Origin of the sequence: Acinetobacter sp. YH12227, from assembly GCF_013417785.1 — a bacterium.
GTDB lineage: Bacteria > Pseudomonadota > Gammaproteobacteria > Pseudomonadales > Moraxellaceae > Acinetobacter > Acinetobacter gandensis.
The window spans coordinates 43,752-62,916 of sequence record NZ_VPDH01000001.1 but is presented as its reverse complement, the minus strand read 5'-3'; the positions used below and the strand labels follow the sequence as shown (position 1 = coordinate 62,916).

Sequence of the window (19,165 nt, the reverse complement as noted above, 5' to 3'; positions counted from 1 at the left end):
TATCAACAACTTATATTCTAGCTTTTTTTATTTAAATCGTTATCATACAGCTCATTAAGAATAGCCTTCCGCTTGACGCCAACAGGCCGATAAATGACTACAAAAATATGGATTGAACAGGGAACCTTATTGTGAATTCAAGACTCGAAAACCGCTTTGTTGACCGTGTAAACGGCAAAACCATTTTGATCACAGGTGCATCTAGTGGTATTGGTTTAACCACAGCTCATCGCCTTGCCAATGCAGGTGCTCATGTTCTATTGGTTGCTCGTACCAAAGAAACGCTCGATGCCGTTAAACAAGAAATTGAAGCCAGTGGTGGTAAGGCTGATGTCTTTCCATGTGACTTAAATGATATGGATTCGATTGATGCCGTTGCACAACAGATTTTAGCGTCAGTCGATCACATTGATATTCTGATTAATAATGCAGGCCGTTCAATTCGTCGTGCTGTGCACGAATCTACGGATCGCTTCCACGACTTTGAACGTACCATGCAATTAAATTATTTTGGTGCCGTCCGTTTAGTGATGAACTTATTGCCTAAAATGATGATTCGTCGTGAAGGCCACATTATCAATATCAGTTCAATTGGTGTGTTGGCAAATGCAACGCGCTTCTCTGCTTATGTAGCTTCGAAGGCCGCGTTAGACGCGTTTAGTCGTTGTTTAAGTGCAGAAGTTCATTCTCACAACATTGCAATTACTTCGGTCTATATGCCTTTGGTTCGTACACCAATGATTGCACCAACAAAAATTTATAAATACGTACCAACACTTTCGCCAGAGCAAGCTGCTGATTTAATTGCATATGCGATTGTGAAACGCCCGAAAAAAGTGGCAACAAATTTGGGTCGTTTGGCATCCATTACCTACTCTATCGCGCCGGACATCAACAACAAACTCATGTCGATTGGTTATAACCTATTCCCAAGCTCTTCTGCCTCTGTTGGACAACAACAAAAGTTGAATTGGGTACAAAAAGCATATGCTCGCTTATTCCCGGGTGAGCATTGGTAATCAGCTAACCCACCAAATAATTTAAAAGTCCCATTTGGGACTTTTTTTTATTCGTCTTGAGTGTGCTTTTTTGCTAGATTGAAGCTATAGCTTAAAATAATGACTTAACTCGATCAAAAGAATGAAAAATCTAAATATTGCTATTATTGGTGCAGGTACGGCAGGTTTAGCTGCTGCATCACTCCTAGCAGCACAAGGTCATCACATCCATCTGTATGAAAAAGTCAGTGAACTTGAGCCTGTTGGTGCAGGATTACTGTTACAACCCGCTGGACTCGCCGTTTTTGAACATCTGGGTGTGTTAGAACATGCTCTTACACTGGGTACGATGGTCAGCGGTTTAGAAGGCCAAATTTCTGGCGGTGATTTGCTGATTAATAGCCATTATAAACAAGCAGATCCACGTTTCTATGGTTTAGGGATTCACCGTGCCACTTTATGTCATGTACTCGAGTCCAAAGCCCGTGAATATACTAATCATATCGAATGGCATATGCAGCACGAGATTGCTGAGTTAGAGCAACGAGATGATAGCGTCAGTTTAATTGGAACAACTCAGGGCTATTCATTCACCCACCGTTGTGATTTGGTACTGATCGCCAATGGCGCACGTAGCCAACTTCGGCCACAGACATGGGTTAAGTTAAATAAGCCTTATCCATGGGGTGCCAAGTGGATTATTGTGCCGGAATGTGAAGTACTTAACCCTCAAATTCTACATCAGTTCTATCATCGCTCGAACATCATGATGGGTGTGATGCCCACAGGAGCTGTTCCGAGTCAGCCGGAACAGCGACTCTCGAGTATTTTTTGGAGTTTGCCAAGTAATCAACTTGAAAGCTTTCTAAAAACACCGAAGCAGCAACAACAATGGCTACATGATGTTTCAAAACATTGGCCTAAAGTAGCCGAATGGTTAGAGCATCGCATTCCACATGCAGATCATAAGCAAGCTTGGCTATCGGCCAACTATCGTGATGTGGTTTTAAGTAAACTTGGCGAGGGTCGAATTGGTCTAATGGGTGACGCAGCACATGCCATGAGCCCTCAACTTGGACAAGGCGCCAATATGGCTTTACTAGATGCATGGGCGATCAGCCAGGCCGTACTAAAAACAAGTCAGAATAATCAGCTATTTAACCACGAAGCGCTTTGGCAGCATTATCATGAACTGCGCCTGTCATCGGTTCGTTTTTATCAATTTTTTAGTCGCTTACTAACACCATTTTATCAGTCGAATCATACTTGGACGGGCCCCGTACGTGACCTTTCTTTTCGCACCATGTATCAACTGCCTTTTTTCCGTAAAGAAATAGCCATCACCATTTCAGGACTAAAAACAGGCGCATTTGGACAAATGAATTATGCTGATATTGCGCGTAGACCCATCATTCAGACCAACGAGCTACTTGTCGATTTAAAATTTGATTAAGATTTAACTCCCCATCAAAGACACGATGGCTTACACTATGGGGTTGCTACTGACATTGTAGCTTTTTAATTTTTGAATATTATTTGGTGAAATTCTCATGAACAACGTGCAATGGCTCGATGAAGTAAAATTTAACGAACAAGGCTTAGTGCCTGCTATTGCACAGCATCATCAAACAGGTCGTGTGTTGATGGTGGCATGGATGAACCGTGAAGCTTTAGCGCTGACTGCTGAGAAAAACCAAGCAGTGTATTTCTCACGTTCACGCAATAAGTTATGGCACAAAGGCGAAGAGTCTGGTCATTTTCAAACTGTACATGAAATCCGCTTAGACTGTGATGCGGATGTGATCATTCTACAAATTGAGCAGCATGGTGGTATCGCCTGCCACACCGGTCGTGAATCTTGCTTCTATCGCAAATTGACACCAAATGGCTGGGAAATTGTGGATGCACAAATTAAAGACCCAAGCCAAATTTATGGTGAGAAATCAACAAATCCACATACGCTTGCTATGAATGCCTCAAATGCGACTTCAGAGCAAGTAGATGTTCTGTCATACCTAGGTCAGATGATGGCGGAGCGTAAAAAAGCGGATCCAGATTCATCTTATGTGGCGAAGTTGTACCATAAAGGCCTAAACAAGATTTTAGAAAAAGTCGGCGAAGAAAGTGTTGAAACCATTATTTCTGCCAAAGACTTTAAAAATGAAGCCAACGAAGATCATAAAAATGATTTGATCTATGAAGTGGCTGATTTATGGTTCCATACCATTGTGATGTTAGGTTACTTCGACCTCGACCCTCAATTGGTGTTAAATGAATTGGCACGCCGTCAAGGCTTATCAGGTTTGGTTGAAAAAGCCAACCGTAGTCACTAAGTCTTGCCTGTGTCAGATATTAAGAAACCGGCCGCCACCTATGAGCAAGCAACTGCCATAGATAACGCACGCTTGGGCAAATCTTTTAAAGTGATTGCCTATGCTGGCACAGGTAAAACCACCACACTGCAAATGATCAGTGATGCCATGCCGCAGCGGCGTGGTATGTACTTGGCATTCAATAAAGCCATTGCGACTGAGGCACAAAACCGTTTTCACAACCATGTTGACTGTCGTACATTCCACTCTTTGGCCTATCGCAGTGTTCCACGTGGAGTGACGGATAAACTACGCTTACCCCGTTTAAGCCCAAGTTTTATTGCCAAAGAATATCGTCTTAGCCCAATTACCTTACGTCGCATGATGGGTGGACGCTATGAAAAATATGTGTTGATGCCGTCACGCCTTGCTAGTTTGGTGGCTAATGCTGTGAGTTATTTCTGCTCCACCAGTTCACAGTACCCAGCTCCACGCCATTTACAAGCGCCGAGTTGGTTACATCCAGATGATATTACTGAATTACAAAAACATTTATATCCAGCTGTAGAACGACGTTGGCTCGAATCCATTGATCCAAATCATGCTGCAGGGATTGGTCATGATATTTACCTAAAATTATGGGCTTTGTCTGAACCGAATATTCCCGCCGATTATGTCTTGTTTGATGAAGCACAAGACGCTGATCCATTAATGCTGGGAATTTTACTTAAACAACGTAATACCCAAGTTATTTATGTCGGTGACGCACACCAACAAATTTATGCATGGCGTGGCGCTGTCAACGCGATGCAGCAATTACCCTTACCCGAGTCTCGTTTAACGACATCATTTCGTTTTGGTGAAGAAATTGCTTTTAACGCCAATGCCTTGCTAGGCGCACTCAATGAGACAGTGCCCTTACTTGGCAATCCACATGTCAATTCCAAAGTGGTCAACAAGCCCCACACCAAAATGCGGGATGCTATTTTATGTCGCACCAATGCACGTGCCATGGAATTACTCTTAGCAGGATTAGTCAAAGGCGAGAAAGTAAGTCTACAAGCCGATCATGCACGATTAAATCGTTTTGTTGATGCAGCCGCGATGCTAAAACAAGGCAAGCGTGTGGTCGATGTACCTGAATTGGCATGGTTTAACTCATGGCATGATGTACATGAATACTGCGAAACCAATGATGGTAGTGACATTAAGCCCTTGGTGAAATTGGTCGACGATCACGGTACAGATCCGCTCAAAAAAGCATTAGCGAAAATTACCCCAATTGATCAAGCTGATTACATCATTTCGACTGCACATAAAGCCAAAGGTTTGGAATGGGATCGTGTGCATATTGAAGATGACTACCAATTTAAGCTAAATGAAAAAGACTATAAAATTAGTGACGAAGAGTTACGATTACTTTACGTTGCCTGCACACGTGCTAAAGTAAGCTTAAATATCCATCATATTTATGATTTGGTGCAGCATTTAAAACGACAAATGCCCAAGTCCTTAGCTCAAGCCGTCAGCTGATATGATGTATAAAAAGGTGAATAGACAATAAGTCAGTAAAAGGTGCATTATGAAAATAGATTCAATCCAACTTAAGCACACCCTACATTTTACTGACATCAAACTTAATTTTAATTATCACGATCTCCCGATTACTTTAATTTTGGGTGATCAAGGCTCAGGGAAAACCTCTCTATTACGTTTTAGCTATCAAGCGCTCACATGGTTTGCTGCGCGCTATAAAGACTTACGTACCGCAGGCGTAGTCATGCTCGATCAAGATATAATGTTGGCGCGCTTACAATCTAAACTCGATATTCAGGTTCACTTTCCCGAAGAAATTGGCTCTTTTCAACCCTCAAGTGACCAACAAGAAATCGACCCACAAGCCTGTTCATGGCAATTGTATAAAACCTTAAATAGCCAAGCGGTTGGCATCAGTAAAGTCGAAACACAGCAACTCGAAAGTATGGTGAGTTTATATCAAAAGGCATTAAAGGCAGACCCATTGCTTGGACTACCATTAATTGCCTACTATCCTGCTGAGCGATTTGTAAATGACATCAATATTCTCAATAAAAATAACCCAGCCATTTTTCAAGCTGCACATGCTTATGAGATATCTGCGATTCCGTTTACCACATTTATTCGTTTTTTCGAGTGGTTTCGTGAAATTTCTGATATTGAAAATGCACAAAGTGCACAACTCATTCAAGACCTTCTCAATCATAAAAGTGCCGTACAAGAACAAAGCAATGAAACCACTGGTTTCTTTAGCCAAAAGCTCAAGCAAGCGCAAGCTGAATTGCACGCCCCTGCTTTACGTTCACTGAAACAAGCCCTGCAAATGGTATTGCCCGAAATCAGTAATATTTATCTGCAATATCATCCCAAATTGCAGATGATGGTGACTTATCAAGGTAAAGAAATGTTGTTCCAACAACTTTCAAATAGCATTCGTAACCTAGTCGCATTAGTTGGTGATATCGTCCGCCGTATGTGTTTGCTCAATCCACACAGTCTATATCCTTGCCAAGAAGGTGACGGTATTTTATTGATTGATGCGATTGATCATCAGCTCGACCAAAATATGGCGCAAAGTATTCTGACACGATTGAATGAGGCTTTCCCACGCTTACAAATCATTGCCACTGGTAATCGACCTGAATTATTGGAACAAGCTTCTCGCTTTCAATGTCTGCATTTGGTCAATAAAAAACTCAATCGCATTAAACCTGAGAAAATGCAGGAAACCTATGAGCTAATTTATCAACAATTAAAGCTCGACCAAGTGGATCACATTGAAGCCAAAGAAAATGATGACAAAGCTGCGAGTGTCGAATTAAAAGAACCGCAACATTCAACTGAAAATCTGCAAAATATACTGCAACAAATTCAAACTCAATTATCTGAATCTCAGCAACAAGAACTCATTCGATTATTAACGCAAGCTGGGGACCAAACCACTCCCCAAACGCTCTGATCAATAACACAATGACATTATTTCAACCCCAACAAAACAGTTAAACTAATTGCCGCCTAAATAAACAATATGTCCAAGGCTAAGCCCCAGACATTTTTCGTAGGCGTATAATCGTCATGTGCATCATAAAAAGATTGATGTTGTTTTACGCATGTAATATGATCGGTTTTATTTGCAAATTTCATAGTAACATCGGAATTTGCTATCGTTTCACAAGCTGCGCAACACAGCTTGCTTTTAATTTTTTTGACACACATGGCTTTCAAGATTGAATTTTTGGACTGCTCCTTGCTGTCCTGTAATCCTTGAAAGATGAGATTCACCTAGGTTTCACAACCTAATCATGACAATGGATACGAGTGTGCTACCGATTATTATATTGTTACCGTTAATACTGGGCACAACACTTGTCTCGTGGTTGAAGCAATTCTCTCGCGGGGTAGTCGCTTTCGGGGCGATTGGCGTTAGCCTCAGCAGTCTTATTTTACTTCTGACCCAAGCCAAAGACGTATTTAATGGGCAAACGATCATTCAAACTTGGCCATGGTTAAGCCAAGCTGGGATTGATTTTAGCTTTCGACTCGATGCTTTAGGTTTACTATTTTCACTGTTGATTACTGGCATCGGCACGCTTATTTTTATTTATGCCTACTATTATTTAAGCCCCAAAAATTCACTCAGTAAACTTTATGTTTTGCTCATGCTGTTTATGGCAGCCATGCTCGGCATTTCATTGTCTAATAATTTAATTTTATTACTTATTTTCTGGGAACTGACCAGTATTTCATCCTTCCTATTGGTGGGGTATTGGAGCAACTACGAAGCCGCACAGCGCGGCTCGCGCATGGCATTAACTATCACAGGCATGGGCGGCTTATGTATGTTGGGTGGCTTTGTGCTTTTGGCACAAATCACAGGCACTTATCAAATCGACCAAATCTTAACGATGGGCGCTGAAATCCAACAACATGCTTTATTTGTACCGACCTTATTGCTGATTTTAATGGGTGCATTCACCAAAAGTGCGCAGTTCCCATTCCATTTTTGGCTACCGAATGCCATGGCTGCACCAACGCCAGTATCTGCCTATTTACACTCTGCAACGATGGTCAAAGCCGGTATCTTTTTATTAGCGCGATTGCTCCCTATTTTTGCAGGTGCAGCGCTTTACCACAACATCGTCACCTTTATTGGTTTATTTACGCTGTGTATGGCAGCCTTCTTTGCTATTTTTAAAGAAGATTTAAAAGGCTTACTCGCTTATTCAACGATTAGTCATTTAGGTTTAATTGTTTGCTTGCTCGGTATTGGATCACCGCTAGCCGTTGCTGCCGCGATATTCCACATCATTAACCATGCAACGTTTAAAGCTGCCTTGTTTATGATTGCAGGGATCATTGACCATGAGTCAGGCACACGCGATTTACGTAAGCTTTCAGGCTTATGGCAACTGCTCCCGTTTACAGCAACCTTAACCATGATTACCGCTGCATCAATGGCAGGTGTCCCGCTCACCAACGGCTTTCTTTCTAAAGAAATGTTCTTTACGGAACTTTTGGCTAATCTTTCTGGCCCAGTAATGGTCATTTCTGCCATCGTTGCGACATTTGCCGGTATTTTTGCTGTGGCATATTCAGTGCGCCTTGTCCATGGCGTATTCTTCGATGGCCCTTTGGGTAAAGAAGTTCCAAATAAAGATGCACATGAGCCACCTTTTGGCATGCGTGCACCTGCAACGCTGCTCGCAATACTCTGCATTTTAGTTGGTTTAGCCCCTGCCCTATTACTTGAAAATATTGTCAATAGCAGTACCCGTGCGAGCATTCAAAATGCTGCCTTTGAAGGTACACATTTAGCGATTTGGCATGGCTTTAATACTCCTTTATTGATGAGCGCAATTGCCCTTATTGGTGGATTGATTTTCTATTTCTCACTCGCAAAAAATGGCAAATTACGCAAAATTGATTTAGACCCTTCGCTTGGAAAGCTCCAAGGCAAAGTCTTATTCGAACTGTTCCTTAAGCACTTATTGCTGACCTCACGTAAATTCCGTCGTTTTACGGAAAATGGCAAATTACAAAGCTATTTATTGTGGATCGTGATTTTTACTGTCGCATTAGTTACCGTGCCATTTTGGATGCAAGGCATCGGCACAGGAACACGTGAACAAACCCATGCCTCTGCTATAGCAATCGTACTCTGGTTATTACTCTTCTCTGCATGCTGGATGATGTTGTGGTTCCACCATGAACGCATTAAAGCCGTACTGATTAGTGGTGCGGTTGGCCTTGTCGTGACCATGGTCTTTATTTGTTTCTCTGCGCCTGATTTGGCTTTGACACAAATTACCGTTGATGTGGTCACCACTGTGTTGTTGTTGATGAGTTTGTCTTTATTACCACAACTCACCCCGTATGAGTCGAGTGTCTCTCGTCGTTGGCGAGATGCCATCATTGCAATCATTGCTGGTTTAGGGATTGCATGGATTTCATGGTTAATTATGACCCGTGACCACAATTCAATTTCGTGGTTCTTCATGCAACAATCGATTCCACTGGGTGGTGGTACCAACGTAGTTAACGTTATTTTGGTCGATTTCCGTGGCTTCGATACCTTCGGAGAAATTACCGTACTTGGCATCGCTGCAATTGGAACATTGTGCATGATGGATGGTATGCGTGCCCATGGCACAACGATTACTCAAGGTTTAACTTTCCGATTTAATCCTTCGCCACTGATGTTTCGTATCACCTCATCATGGATTTTACCTCTGGCTTTGGTGGTAAGTTTATATATTTTCCTACGCGGCCATAACTTACCCGGCGGGGGTTTTATTGCTGGCTTAATCACCTCATTGGCATTGGTCATTCAATATATCGCGCTCGGTCAAGACCGTGCAGAGCAGCTGATTGGTGCCAAGTCTGGTCGCTTATATGAAGTTTGGATTGGCATTGGCCTAACAGTTGCGGGACTAACAGGGATCGCCGCATGGCTATGGGGACGTCCATTCCTGACCAGTGCACATATCTATGTCTCACCGCCTATTTTGGGTGAAATGCATTTAGCATCTGCCGCACTATTCGATACAGGTGTTTACATTACAGTGGTCGGTGCGACCATGTTAATGATCTCAGTATTAGGCGACTCGCGTCACTCGAGCATGTCTGGTCCAGTACCAAGAGGGGAATAAAATGATTAGTTTAGAATTTTTACTTGCCTCTGCCATTGGGCTTTTAACTGCAACAGGCGTATATCTTATTCTTCGTGCGCGTACATTTCCCGTGGTGCTCGGACTTGCCATGATTGGCTATGCTGTAAATTTGTTCTTATTTGTGATGGGACGAATCACCGTGAATGCGCCAGCCGTTTTGACCGAAACAACCAAAGCAACCGACCCTTTACCACAAGCATTGGTATTAACCGCAATCGTAATTGGTTTTGCCACTACCGCCTTTATTGTACAGCTTGCGTTACGCAGTCGTTATGAAACTGGAACAGACCACGTTGATTCAAAAGAAGAAATACCGCAGATCGACCCACGGGAGGATGAGCCTTAATGACTAATCTCATCCAATTTTGGACTACACATAGCCCCATTTTTAGTATTCTAATTCCTGCCTTCACTGCATTTATTTTGGTGTTGTTAGGCAATCCAGGTTCCGGCTCTTTGGCACATGATTGGCGTCAACCTTGGCGTCGTGGTATTAGCTATGTTTCTGGATTACTCGGTCTGATCACGGCTATTAGTTATCTCGTTATTGCTGAGTCGGATCAAGTTTTGGTTTATAACCTGAGTGAATGGGCTGCACCATTTGGCATTGTACTGGTACTAGATCGATTATCGGCATTTATGTTGGTACTAACCTACACACTGGCTGTACCAGTGATGTGGTTTGCCAGCAAAGAATGGGATGAACGTGGACGTTATTTCCATGCCATGTGCCATTTTCTTTTGATGGGTCTCTGCGGTGCATTCTTAACAGGCGATTTATTTAACCTGTTTGTATTTTTTGAAATTTTACTGATGGCTTCCTATGTCCTTTTGCTGCATGGACAAGGCAAAGCACGCTTTCAGTTAGGCATTCATTACGTCACCATTAACTTATTTGCTTCTGCCCTGTTCTTGATTGGCCTCGGCATGATTTATGGCAGTGTTGGCAGTTTGAATATGGCCGATGTTGCACGATTAATGCCGCTGCTTGAATCAGATCAACATCGATTGGCCGTAGCAGGCGCACTGCTGCTATTTATCGTATTCGGTATTAAAGCAGCCATGCTTCCTGTCGGTCTGTGGTTACCAAAAACTTATGCTGTTGCTACAACCCCTGTAGCCGCACTGTTTACCATCATGACCAAAGTCGGCATTTACGCCATTATTCGTGTTAACGGTACTGTGTTCGATGATGCTTTAAGTCGTGAAATTTTACAGCGATGGTTATTACCAATTGGTTTAATTACATCACTGTATGGTGCTTATGGCGCCATCGGTACAGATCGTTTACGTCGCTTTGTCGGCTTTATGATTTTGTCTTCAGTCGGTACTATTTTAGTGGCGGTATCACTATTCAATACGGATGCATGGGCTGCCGGTCTATATTATTTAATTCACAGTACCGTGATTGCTGCGGCATTTTATATTTTATCCGGCTGGATTACCTCGCAACGCGGTGAATTTAAAGATCACTTTAAAATTGCACCACGAATGAAACAACATAATGCTGTTGCAATGTGCTATTTCATTATTGCTCTGATGATGGCGGGCCTACCGCCATTTAGTGGCTTCCTAGGCAAAGTATTTATCTTGCAAGCAACAGCAAATTCACCGTACCAAATCATCATTATTCTGTGTATTTTATTGGTAAGCCTATTAAGCATTATGGCTTTCACACGTGTTGGTTTCGTTTTATTTTGGCGCGCAACCCGCCCCGAAGAAGATGAAAATACTGAGGAATATCAACGCTACCAAGCTTTACCAAATCGAGCACCGTTACGTAATGATAAGACCATTTATTTACTCTTAGCTGGTCTGATTGCCTATATGGTCTTTGCTACACCGATTTATGACTACACCCAAAAGACCGCACAGCAAATTCAAAACAATGCATTGTATGAAGATTTGTTATTGAAAAAAGATGAACAAGGCGAAGTCATTAGTGTTCAACCTTATGATCCTGAAAATTTACCTGAAACCAAGTATGGCGGTGAATCAGCGGATCCAAATGCGCACTTAATCCCTGTGTTAATCTCACCAGAAACATTAAAAGGTGAACATCTTTCTGAGTACAAACAACGTCAGATTTTGGAACAAGATGCGGAAGAACAACAACCTGACGATACTCAACTAAAACCAATGGAGGCACCTTAATATGGCTAAAATTTCTGTGCTGAATCGATGGTTCCCCCATCCCTTGGTTTCAGTGATGGTTGGTGCGAGCTGGGTCATGTTAGCGCATAGCTTAGATGCCGCTACAATATGTATGGCTTTACTCTTAGCTGTGGTTATTCCACGTTTAGTGCGCCCTTTCATTGATCACACACCAAATATTAATTGGTTGGCTGCCAGCAAATTATTTTTTGTGGTGTTGTGGGATATTATTGTCAGCAATATTCATGTAGCGAAATTGGTGCTTGGGCCGACAAATAAACTTCATCCAAAATGGTTTCGCGTTCCTTTAGATACCCAACACGAAGAAGTCAACTCTTTACTAGCGATGATTATTACCACTACACCTGGCACTGTTTCTGCGGGGATTGACCAAGACCGTGGTGACATCCTTGTCCACGCTTTGAGTACCGATGATCCTGATGCTGAAATTCAAACCATTAAAGCCCGTTATGAGCAACCTTTGATCCAAATTTTTGGTGTCGACACCGGAGAATCCGCATGACCTTTTTACCTTATGCTCTCGGCATCTGTATGGTTGCAATAACGATCTCTATGTTGCTGTGCTTAATTCGACTGGTGATGGGTCCCTCTATCGTCGACCGTCTTTTGGCATTGGATACTCTCTTTTTAAATGCAACCTGTTTAATTGTCATCCTCGGTATTTACTGGGCCAGCACATCTATGTTTGAAGGTGCATTACTTGTAGCTATGCTTGGTTTCGTTTCAACTGCTGCGTTGGCTCGTTACTTTACCACTGGCCATGTCATCGACTAGGAGCACGCGAATATGCAATTGATTATGGAAATTATCGTATCTATCTTTTTGATTATTGGTGCGTTCTTTATGTTAGTCGGCGGTATTGGTATGGTTCGTTTGCCCGACTTATTCATGCGTCTACATGCACCCACTAAGTCGAGTACGCTTGGACTAGGTAGCTTCTTAATTGCTGCAATTATTTATGCTGCGTTTCAAGGACGTTTCGGCTTTGCTGAACTGTTGATTACTCTTTTTGCATTTATCACTGCACCAGTATCTGCAAATCTTATAGCACAAGCAGCGTTGCATTTACGTTTACGTTCTTTAAGTGGTGATGCACCTGAAGCCTTAAATCGTCCTTTACCATGGCAACGTACACGACGACGCGCTTTCCATCAAAAAGCCAACTCAAAACCTGATGATCTAGCATAAGACCAGATCATATTTTTTTTGATAAATAAATTCATTAATCTTCGTGATGAAGATTTGAACAGCTTATTCTTTTACATGCGCTCTAAGTTTCTTGATAAATTGAATAATTCAGTCACCTATTTTAAATGATGATCTTCAACATCAATGTCCTAGCTTATACATTTTAAAACGAATACAGCAACAAAAAAGCCACCCGAAGGTGGCTTTTTTAACATTCAGAAATCTGAATTATTCATCATCTTTTTTTGCGTCTTCAGCTGGAGGTAGATCCTTCACAGCTTCAGCAATTAGACCAAACATGTAGTTGCCATAAGCATTTGTTTTGTCGTAATGGAAACGCAAACGCGGCGTAATACGTGTCTTAATGCGATGACCAAGTTCATGGCGTAAGAAACCAGATGCTTTATTCAAAACATCTAAAGTTTCTTTGTTTGCCGTTTCACTTTGTTCATCACCTAATTCACGACCCATCACGGTTACATAAACTTCGGCATATCCTAAGTCTGGGCTCACCTTCACAGCAGAGATGGTCACAAGACCACCTAAGCGTGGATCTTTCAGCTCCTGACGGATCAGTTCTGACAACTCACGTTGTACTGTATCCGCCATACGCTTCAGACGTTGACTACCCGCCATTAAAGACTCCGTTTAATTAATTGAACATCGTACACTTCGATCTTATCTTGTGCTTTGATGTCTTTATAACCTTTCACCGCAAGACCACATTCCATACCGGCACGAACTTCTTCAACCACTTCTTTATAGCGACGAAGAGATTCAAGCTCACCTTGGAATACAACCACGTCATCACGTAATACGCGAATCGGTTTATTACGGTGTAATGTACCTTCAAGTACCATACAACCAGCAGCAGCGCCGAATTTACTTGAGTGGAACACTTCACGTACTTCAGCAACACCCAGAATCGTTTCACGATGTTCTGGTGCTAATTTACCACTCATCGCGGCTTTCACGTCATCAATCAATTGATAGATGATTGAGTAGTAACGAATGTCAATGCTATCTGCATCTGCTTTTTGACGCGCAGCGTTGTCCGCACGAACGTTAAAACCAAGCAGAACTGCTTCAGAAGATTCAGCAAGTGTTACATCAGACTCAGTGATTGCACCTACGCCTGAACCAATAATACGTACTTTAACTTCGTCAGTCGCAAGTTCAGCAAGTGCCACGTGTAGTGCTTCTAATGTACCGCGTACGTCAGTCTTCAGAACCACGTTCACAATAGGCACATCTTTCTTGCCCATAGACGCCATGATATTTTCAAGACGCATTGCAGATTGACGCTCAAGACGTTTTTGACGTTCACGATCCATACGCGCATCGGCAACTTCACGTGCTTTTTTCTCGTCGCTTACAACAAGAACTTCGTCACCAGCCATAGGTGCTTCTGGAAGACCTAAGATTTCTACTGGAATCGAAGGACCTGCAGATTTAATACGTTGACCGTTTTCATCTGTCATCGCACGAACGCGACCATAAGATGCACCAGCAAGGACTAAATCACCCACTTTCAATGTACCGTTTTGTACAAGGATTGATGTAACCGCACCACGACTGTTATCAACACGTGCTTCAATAACAACACCTTGTGCTGCACCTTCTTCAGATGCTTTCAACTCAAGCATTTCAGCTTGGATTGAAATCAAATCAAGAAGTTCATCAATACCTTGACCAGAGTGAGCAGAAACTTTCGCTACAGGAACGTCACCACCCCATTCTTCAGGTACGATTTGCTTAGCAGTCAATTCGTTCAATACGCGATCTGGATCAGCAGATTCTTTATCCATCTTGTTGATAGCAACAATGATAGGTGTACCCGCTGCACGCGCATGATCAATTGCTTCAGCAGTCTGTGGCATTACACCATCATCCGCTGCAACAACTAGAACAACGATATCAGTTGCTTTCGCACCACGTGAACGCATTGCAGTAAATGCTGCGTGTCCCGGAGTATCTAGGAAAGTAATGATACCTTTGTCCGTTGTAACGTGGTAAGCACCGATATGCTGTGTAATACCACCTGCTTCGCCTTGTGCCACTTTAGCACGACGAATACGGTCAAGAAGCGATGTCTTACCATGGTCAACGTGACCCATGATTGTAACCACTGGCGCACGTGTAGATTGAGCACCACGCGCTTCTTCAGCAGCTTCAAGTAAGTTATCTTCTGCTTGTGTATCAGATACAAGAACTGGGTTATGACCCATTTCTTCTACGATTAATGCAGCAATTTCTTGGTCAATCGCTTGGTTCTGAGTAACCAATTCACCCATTTTCATCAGTGATTTGATAACTTCACGAACTTTAACCGCCATTTTCGCAGCTAAGTCAGCAACAACAATTGTTTCACCAATTTCAACATCATAAACTTGTTTTTTAACTGGTTTTTCAAAGCCATGCTTGTTCGCTTGACTTGTTTTCAAACCACGTTTATGTGAGTTATCACGGAAAGATTGCTCTTCACCACGACGACTGCCTTTTTTCGGTGAGCGTGAATTGTTAGTGTTTGTACCACGTTTAATTTCACGGTCTTCTTTCGCAAATGAATCTTCATATGCCTGACCTACAAGGCCTGCAGCAAGCGGAGAATCATCTACAACACGAATGGTTGCAGTTGAATCTTCAGAAGAATACTTAGATGCCATTTGACGCATTTGCTCAAGCGTACGTTGCTGTGCTTCTTCAGCAGATTTACGACGTGCAGCTTCTTCTACAGCTTTTAACTGAGCAGCTTGCGCTTCACGTGCTTTTTTCTGCTCTAAAGTTTCAACAGGCTTGGTAATTGGTTTGTTGTTTGACTTACGTTTAACAACAACTGCAGCTTTAGGCGTTTCCTGTTTCGCGTGTTCTTGCTTCGCAGCAGCACGCATTGCTTCTAAAGCTTGTTTAGCTTTAGATACAGGTTGTTTCACTTCTTCAGCTTTCGCAGCAGGTTTTTGCTCAACTTGTGCACGGGCAGTTTGTTCAGCTTGTGCTTTCGCTAATGCTTCAGCTTTGATCTGTTCAGGATCTGGCTTAACGAATGTATGCTTTTTACGCACTTCTACATTAATCGTTTTTGCCTTACCCGATGTACTCGCAACTTTAGCAGTACTGGTAGTTTTACGTTTCAACGTGATTTGTCCTGCATTGCCCGCATCCTGACCATGAACTTTTTTCAAATGGTTAACGAGGGCATTTTGTTGTTCAGTGGAGATAATATCGTCAGGTTTACTTTGCGGTAAACCTGCATCACGAACCTGTTCCAGTAGCTTCTCAACTGGACGACCCACGCTAAGAGCTAACTCATTTATCGACTTGTCCGTCATATATTACCTCCTAGTTAAACCATGATTCGCGCGCTTTCATAATGAGTTGACCTGCTTTCTCAGCACCCAAACCTTCAATATCAGAGATATCGTCAGTTGCCTGATCTGCAAGATCATCTACAGTTATCACACCACGAGCGGCTAGCGCATATGCGATTTCTTTTGTCACACCTTCCATCGCAGCAAGCTCAGCGCTTGGCTCTTGGATGTTTTCCTGTTGTTGTAGTGCATCAGCCAATGCAATTTCTTTCGCACGACCTTGAAGCATTTCAACAGTTTCAGCATCTAACTCGATTTCGTCGAATGTTTCCGCAGGAACATAAGCAATTTCTTCAAGTGATGTGAAGCCCATTTCAACCAATGCAATCGCCAAGTCTTCCGCAATATCAAGACGAGACACAAACATATCTAAATATTGTTGTGCTTCGTTTTGTTGACGTGCGTGATACTCATCTTCAAGCATCATATTGAGCTTATAACCAGTCAACTCAGACGCTAAACGTACGTTTTGACCTTGTGAGCCAATCGCACGAGCAAGCTGATCACTCGTTGCGAAGATAATATCAGCTGTACGCTCTTCTTCATCGATCACAATGCCTGATACATCTGCTGGCTCTAAAGCACTTGCGATATATTGAGCTGGATCATCAGACCATACAACAACATCAATACGCTCACCATTTAACTCTGATTGAACAGCTTGGATACGTGTACCACGCATACCAATACATGCACCTACAGGATCAATACGGTGATCGTTTGTTTTCACAGCGATTTTAGCACGAACGCCAGGTTGGCGTGCAGCAGCCTTAATCTCAATGATTTCTTCAGCAATTTCAGGAATTTCTTTCTTCATCAATGCAATTAGCATTTCTGGTTTAGAACGAGAAAGTAATAGCTGAGCGCCACGGCCTTCACGGTTTACGTTAAACAAAATCGCATTTACACGTTGTTTAGGGCGTAAAATTTCTTTTGCGATCATTTCTTCACGCGCAAGATAAGCTTCAGCATTGTCACCTAAGTCGATAATGAAACCGTCTTTAGTTTGCTTTTTCACTTCACCGTAAATTAATTCGCCCACTTTAGATTCGTAAGCATCAGCAATTAACGCACGTTCTGCTTCACGAATTTTTTGAACGATTACTTGTTTTGCAATTTGTGCAGCAATACGACCGAAGTCAATTGACTCAACTTCAAGTTCACGAATATCACCAATTGCCCATTTTGCAGGATCTACATCAGAGATCGCATCTTGGCATGCTGGCATTTCGTGATCTTCATCGGCAACCACTTCCCATTGACGGAAAGTACTGTAATCACCAGTTTTACGATCGATTTCTACACGTAGACGAGCTTCTTCCGAGTGAGTACCCTCGTAGAATTTCTTCTTAGTCGCTGCAACTAAAGCTTGTTCAAGTGCTTCAAAAATTGCATCACGACTTACACCTTTTTCGTTACTAACCGTTTCTACTACGGTAAGAATTTCACGAGCCATAAGTCACCTATTCGTTCAGATTCTTTTTTATTGAATTAATCTTGGTAGATCAAATTTGCTTTATCGATGTTGTGACTGTCGATTTCCAATACTTGCTCTTTTTCTACTTCCACTTGAATCATTTCATTTTCAAGATCGACAGATACAAGTTTTGCTTGGAATTTACGACGATTTTCCACTGCACTAATCAGACGAAGCGCAACTTGTTGACCAATATACGCTGTCATTTGTTCCAATTTGAAAAATTGACGATCCCAGCCAGGTGAAGACACTTCAAGTGCATATTCACCCGAAATTGGGTCATGCACATCAAGCATTGCACCCACTTGCTGAGTTACACGTACACAGTCTTGCACACCAATACCACGACCCTGCTCCACTTCACCGTCTTCATTTAAGACAGGCTCAGTGGTTTCAGCATCTTCGCGGTCGATGTAAATACGTAATAGAGAACGTTTACCTTGAGGCTGAAAATCAATCCCCCAAAGATCCACATTACATGCTTGCACAGCTGGGGCAATTAAGTCCTGAAGTGCTTGAGTTTTATTTGATAGCTTCATTTACTCTCGTCAAATTTGCGCGATTCGATGGTCGAGATGACCACTACTGACCGATGAAAACTATAGTAGTAGTGAAACATGACGGTTTGACCAAAATACTGTCGACACTACACGATAGCCAATAAAAAAGGGCGTAATCGCCCCATTATTACACAGAAAACCAAAGCCCACTGTGCAAAAAGGCCCACCTAGTTGTGAGCCTCTTTTTAGAAACTTGGTAGCGGGAGCTGGATTTGAACCAACGACCTTCGGGTTATGAGCCCGACGAGCTACCAGACTGCTCCATCCCGCATCAACATGCAAAAATTATATACAATTCATTCGCCATTTTCAATCTAAAACAAGCTAAATGATTGCTCCACTGAGTTGCATCTCAGAGGATTGGTAGCGGGAGCTGGATTTGAACCAACGACCTTCGGGTTATGAGCCCGACGAGCTACCAGACTGCTCCATCCCGCATCAATATCACAATAATTTTCAGTTTAAAAACTGCTTATATAGATTGTGACTATATAAGAATGGTAGCGGGAGCTGGATTTGAACCAACGACCTTCGGGTTATGAGCCCGACGAGCTACCAGACTGCTCCATCCCGCAACAACATCACAATAATCTTCAGTTAAAAACTGCTTATATAGATTGTGACTATATAAGATTGGTAGCGGGGGCTGGATTTGAACCAACGACCTTCGGGTTATGAGCCCGACGAGCTACCAGACTGCTCCACCCCGCAACAACAAAAACAAATAGTTCTCTCAGCTTTAAAAGCTGCCCATTAAAAAGTTTGCGTCTTTAAAATAGAATTGATTGGTAGCGGGAGCTGGATTTGAACCAACGACCTTCGGGTTATGAGCCCGACGAGCTACCAGACTGCTCCATCCCGCATCAACAGAGTTCGCTGCA

At 42.5% G+C, this 19,165-nt stretch carries 15 protein-coding genes and 5 tRNA genes; 11 read left to right on the top strand and 9 right to left on the bottom strand.

What is annotated here, in order from left to right:
- Nucleotides 1-131: 131 nt before the first annotated feature.
- The 11 genes from FTV09_RS00315 (at nt 132) to FTV09_RS00265 (ending at nt 12,879) form a co-directional block, all read left to right on the top strand.
- Complete coding sequence (locus tag FTV09_RS00315; protein ID WP_067763039.1) at nt 132-1,019, top strand: SDR family NAD(P)-dependent oxidoreductase; 888 nt, start codon at nt 132-134, stop codon at nt 1,017-1,019.
- Nucleotides 1,020-1,140: 121 nt separating this feature from the next.
- Complete coding sequence (locus FTV09_RS00310) at nt 1,141-2,451, top strand: NAD(P)/FAD-dependent oxidoreductase (RefSeq protein ID WP_180056217.1); 1,311 nt, start codon at nt 1,141-1,143, stop codon at nt 2,449-2,451.
- Between the two features lie 97 nt (nt 2,452-2,548).
- Nucleotides 2,549-3,331: a bifunctional phosphoribosyl-AMP cyclohydrolase/phosphoribosyl-ATP diphosphatase HisIE gene (gene hisIE, locus FTV09_RS00305; RefSeq protein WP_067763043.1), complete on the top strand. Its 783-nt coding sequence runs from the start codon at nt 2,549-2,551 to the stop codon at nt 3,329-3,331.
- A 9-nt stretch (nt 3,332-3,340) separates the two neighbouring features.
- Nucleotides 3,341-4,843 (top strand): UvrD-helicase domain-containing protein, encoded by a 1,503-nt coding sequence (locus FTV09_RS00300; protein ID WP_180056216.1) that lies wholly within the window; start codon nt 3,341-3,343, stop codon nt 4,841-4,843.
- A gap of 49 nt (nt 4,844-4,892) precedes the next feature.
- Nucleotides 4,893-6,305 (top strand): AAA family ATPase, encoded by a 1,413-nt coding sequence (locus FTV09_RS00295; RefSeq protein WP_180056215.1) that lies wholly within the window; start codon nt 4,893-4,895, stop codon nt 6,303-6,305.
- A gap of 349 nt (nt 6,306-6,654) precedes the next feature.
- Complete coding sequence (locus FTV09_RS00290; RefSeq protein ID WP_180056241.1) at nt 6,655-9,495, top strand: monovalent cation/H+ antiporter subunit A; 2,841 nt, start codon at nt 6,655-6,657, stop codon at nt 9,493-9,495.
- 1 nt (nt 9,496) lies between these two features.
- Nucleotides 9,497-9,862 (top strand): Na+/H+ antiporter subunit C, encoded by a 366-nt coding sequence (locus tag FTV09_RS00285; RefSeq protein ID WP_067763051.1) that lies wholly within the window; start codon nt 9,497-9,499, stop codon nt 9,860-9,862.
- The gene (locus FTV09_RS00280; protein ID WP_180056214.1) at nt 9,862-11,670 is read left to right on the top strand and encodes a monovalent cation/H+ antiporter subunit D; all 1,809 of its coding nucleotides are present in this window, start codon (nt 9,862-9,864) and stop codon (nt 11,668-11,670) included. Before FTV09_RS00285 ends, FTV09_RS00280 begins: the two co-directional genes overlap by 1 nt.
- Before the next feature lies 1 nt (nt 11,671).
- Nucleotides 11,672-12,193, top strand: coding sequence for a Na+/H+ antiporter subunit E (locus FTV09_RS00275; protein ID WP_180056213.1), 522 nt, complete (start codon nt 11,672-11,674; stop codon nt 12,191-12,193).
- On the top strand, nt 12,190-12,465 hold the full coding sequence (locus tag FTV09_RS00270) for a monovalent cation/H+ antiporter subunit F (RefSeq protein WP_067763056.1): 276 nt from the start codon (nt 12,190-12,192) through the stop codon (nt 12,463-12,465). Before FTV09_RS00275 ends, FTV09_RS00270 begins: the two co-directional genes overlap by 4 nt.
- Before the next feature lie 12 nt (nt 12,466-12,477).
- Entirely contained in the window at nt 12,478-12,879 is a 402-nt protein-coding gene (locus FTV09_RS00265; protein ID WP_067763057.1) for a Na+/H+ antiporter subunit G, read from the top strand.
- 228 nt (nt 12,880-13,107) lie between these two features.
- Here the strand turns inward: FTV09_RS00265 and FTV09_RS00260 are convergent, their stop codons facing one another.
- From FTV09_RS00260 to FTV09_RS00220, 9 genes are all read right to left on the bottom strand, one after another.
- Entirely contained in the window at nt 13,108-13,515 is a 408-nt protein-coding gene (locus FTV09_RS00260; RefSeq protein ID WP_067763059.1) for a ribosome-binding factor A, read from the bottom strand.
- Complete coding sequence (infB, locus tag FTV09_RS00255) at nt 13,515-16,208, bottom strand: translation initiation factor IF-2 (RefSeq protein ID WP_067763061.1); 2,694 nt, start codon at nt 16,206-16,208, stop codon at nt 13,515-13,517. Before infB ends, FTV09_RS00260 begins: the two co-directional genes overlap by 1 nt.
- Nucleotides 16,209-16,218: 10 nt before the next feature.
- A complete protein-coding gene (nusA, locus tag FTV09_RS00250; RefSeq protein WP_180056212.1) occupies nt 16,219-17,703 on the bottom strand; it encodes a transcription termination factor NusA in 1,485 nt (494 codons plus the stop codon).
- A gap of 35 nt (nt 17,704-17,738) precedes the next feature.
- Nucleotides 17,739-18,263, bottom strand: coding sequence for a ribosome maturation factor RimP (rimP, locus tag FTV09_RS00245; RefSeq protein WP_180056211.1), 525 nt, complete (start codon nt 18,261-18,263; stop codon nt 17,739-17,741).
- 215 nt (nt 18,264-18,478) lie between these two features.
- Nucleotides 18,479-18,555: transfer RNA gene (locus FTV09_RS00240), tRNA-Met, on the bottom strand.
- A 90-nt stretch (nt 18,556-18,645) separates the two neighbouring features.
- Nucleotides 18,646-18,722, bottom strand: a tRNA-Met gene (locus FTV09_RS00235).
- A gap of 60 nt (nt 18,723-18,782) precedes the next feature.
- Nucleotides 18,783-18,859: transfer RNA gene (locus FTV09_RS00230), tRNA-Met, on the bottom strand.
- A 59-nt stretch (nt 18,860-18,918) separates the two neighbouring features.
- Nucleotides 18,919-18,995, bottom strand: a tRNA-Met gene (locus FTV09_RS00225).
- Nucleotides 18,996-19,070: 75 nt separating this feature from the next.
- Nucleotides 19,071-19,147 (bottom strand) — tRNA-Met (locus FTV09_RS00220).
- Nucleotides 19,148-19,165: the final 18 nt, after the last annotated feature.

Excerpts from the sequence above, each read along its gene's own strand:
- FTV09_RS00310 (WP_180056217.1), top strand. The coding sequence starts at position 1,141 with ATGAAAAATCTAAATATTGCTATTATTGGTGCAGGTACGGCAGGTTTA.
- hisIE (WP_067763043.1), top strand. The coding sequence starts at position 2,549 with ATGAACAACGTGCAATGGCTCGATGAAGTAAAATTTAACGAACAAGGC.
- FTV09_RS00295 (WP_180056215.1), top strand. The coding sequence starts at position 4,893 with ATGAAAATAGATTCAATCCAACTTAAGCACACCCTACATTTTACTGAC.
- FTV09_RS00290 (WP_180056241.1), top strand. The coding sequence starts at position 6,655 with ATGGATACGAGTGTGCTACCGATTATTATATTGTTACCGTTAATACTG.
- FTV09_RS00285 (WP_067763051.1), top strand. The coding sequence starts at position 9,497 with ATGATTAGTTTAGAATTTTTACTTGCCTCTGCCATTGGGCTTTTAACT.
- FTV09_RS00280 (WP_180056214.1), top strand. The coding sequence starts at position 9,862 with ATGACTAATCTCATCCAATTTTGGACTACACATAGCCCCATTTTTAGT.
- FTV09_RS00275 (WP_180056213.1), top strand. The coding sequence starts at position 11,672 with ATGGCTAAAATTTCTGTGCTGAATCGATGGTTCCCCCATCCCTTGGTT.
- FTV09_RS00270 (WP_067763056.1), top strand. The coding sequence starts at position 12,190 with ATGACCTTTTTACCTTATGCTCTCGGCATCTGTATGGTTGCAATAACG.
- FTV09_RS00265 (WP_067763057.1), top strand. The coding sequence starts at position 12,478 with ATGCAATTGATTATGGAAATTATCGTATCTATCTTTTTGATTATTGGT.
- FTV09_RS00260 (WP_067763059.1), bottom strand. The coding sequence starts at position 13,515 with ATGGCGGGTAGTCAACGTCTGAAGCGTATGGCGGATACAGTACAACGT.
- infB (WP_067763061.1), bottom strand. The coding sequence starts at position 16,208 with ATGACGGACAAGTCGATAAATGAGTTAGCTCTTAGCGTGGGTCGTCCA.
- nusA (WP_180056212.1), bottom strand. The coding sequence starts at position 17,703 with ATGGCTCGTGAAATTCTTACCGTAGTAGAAACGGTTAGTAACGAAAAA.
- rimP (WP_180056211.1), bottom strand. The coding sequence starts at position 18,263 with ATGAAGCTATCAAATAAAACTCAAGCACTTCAGGACTTAATTGCCCCA.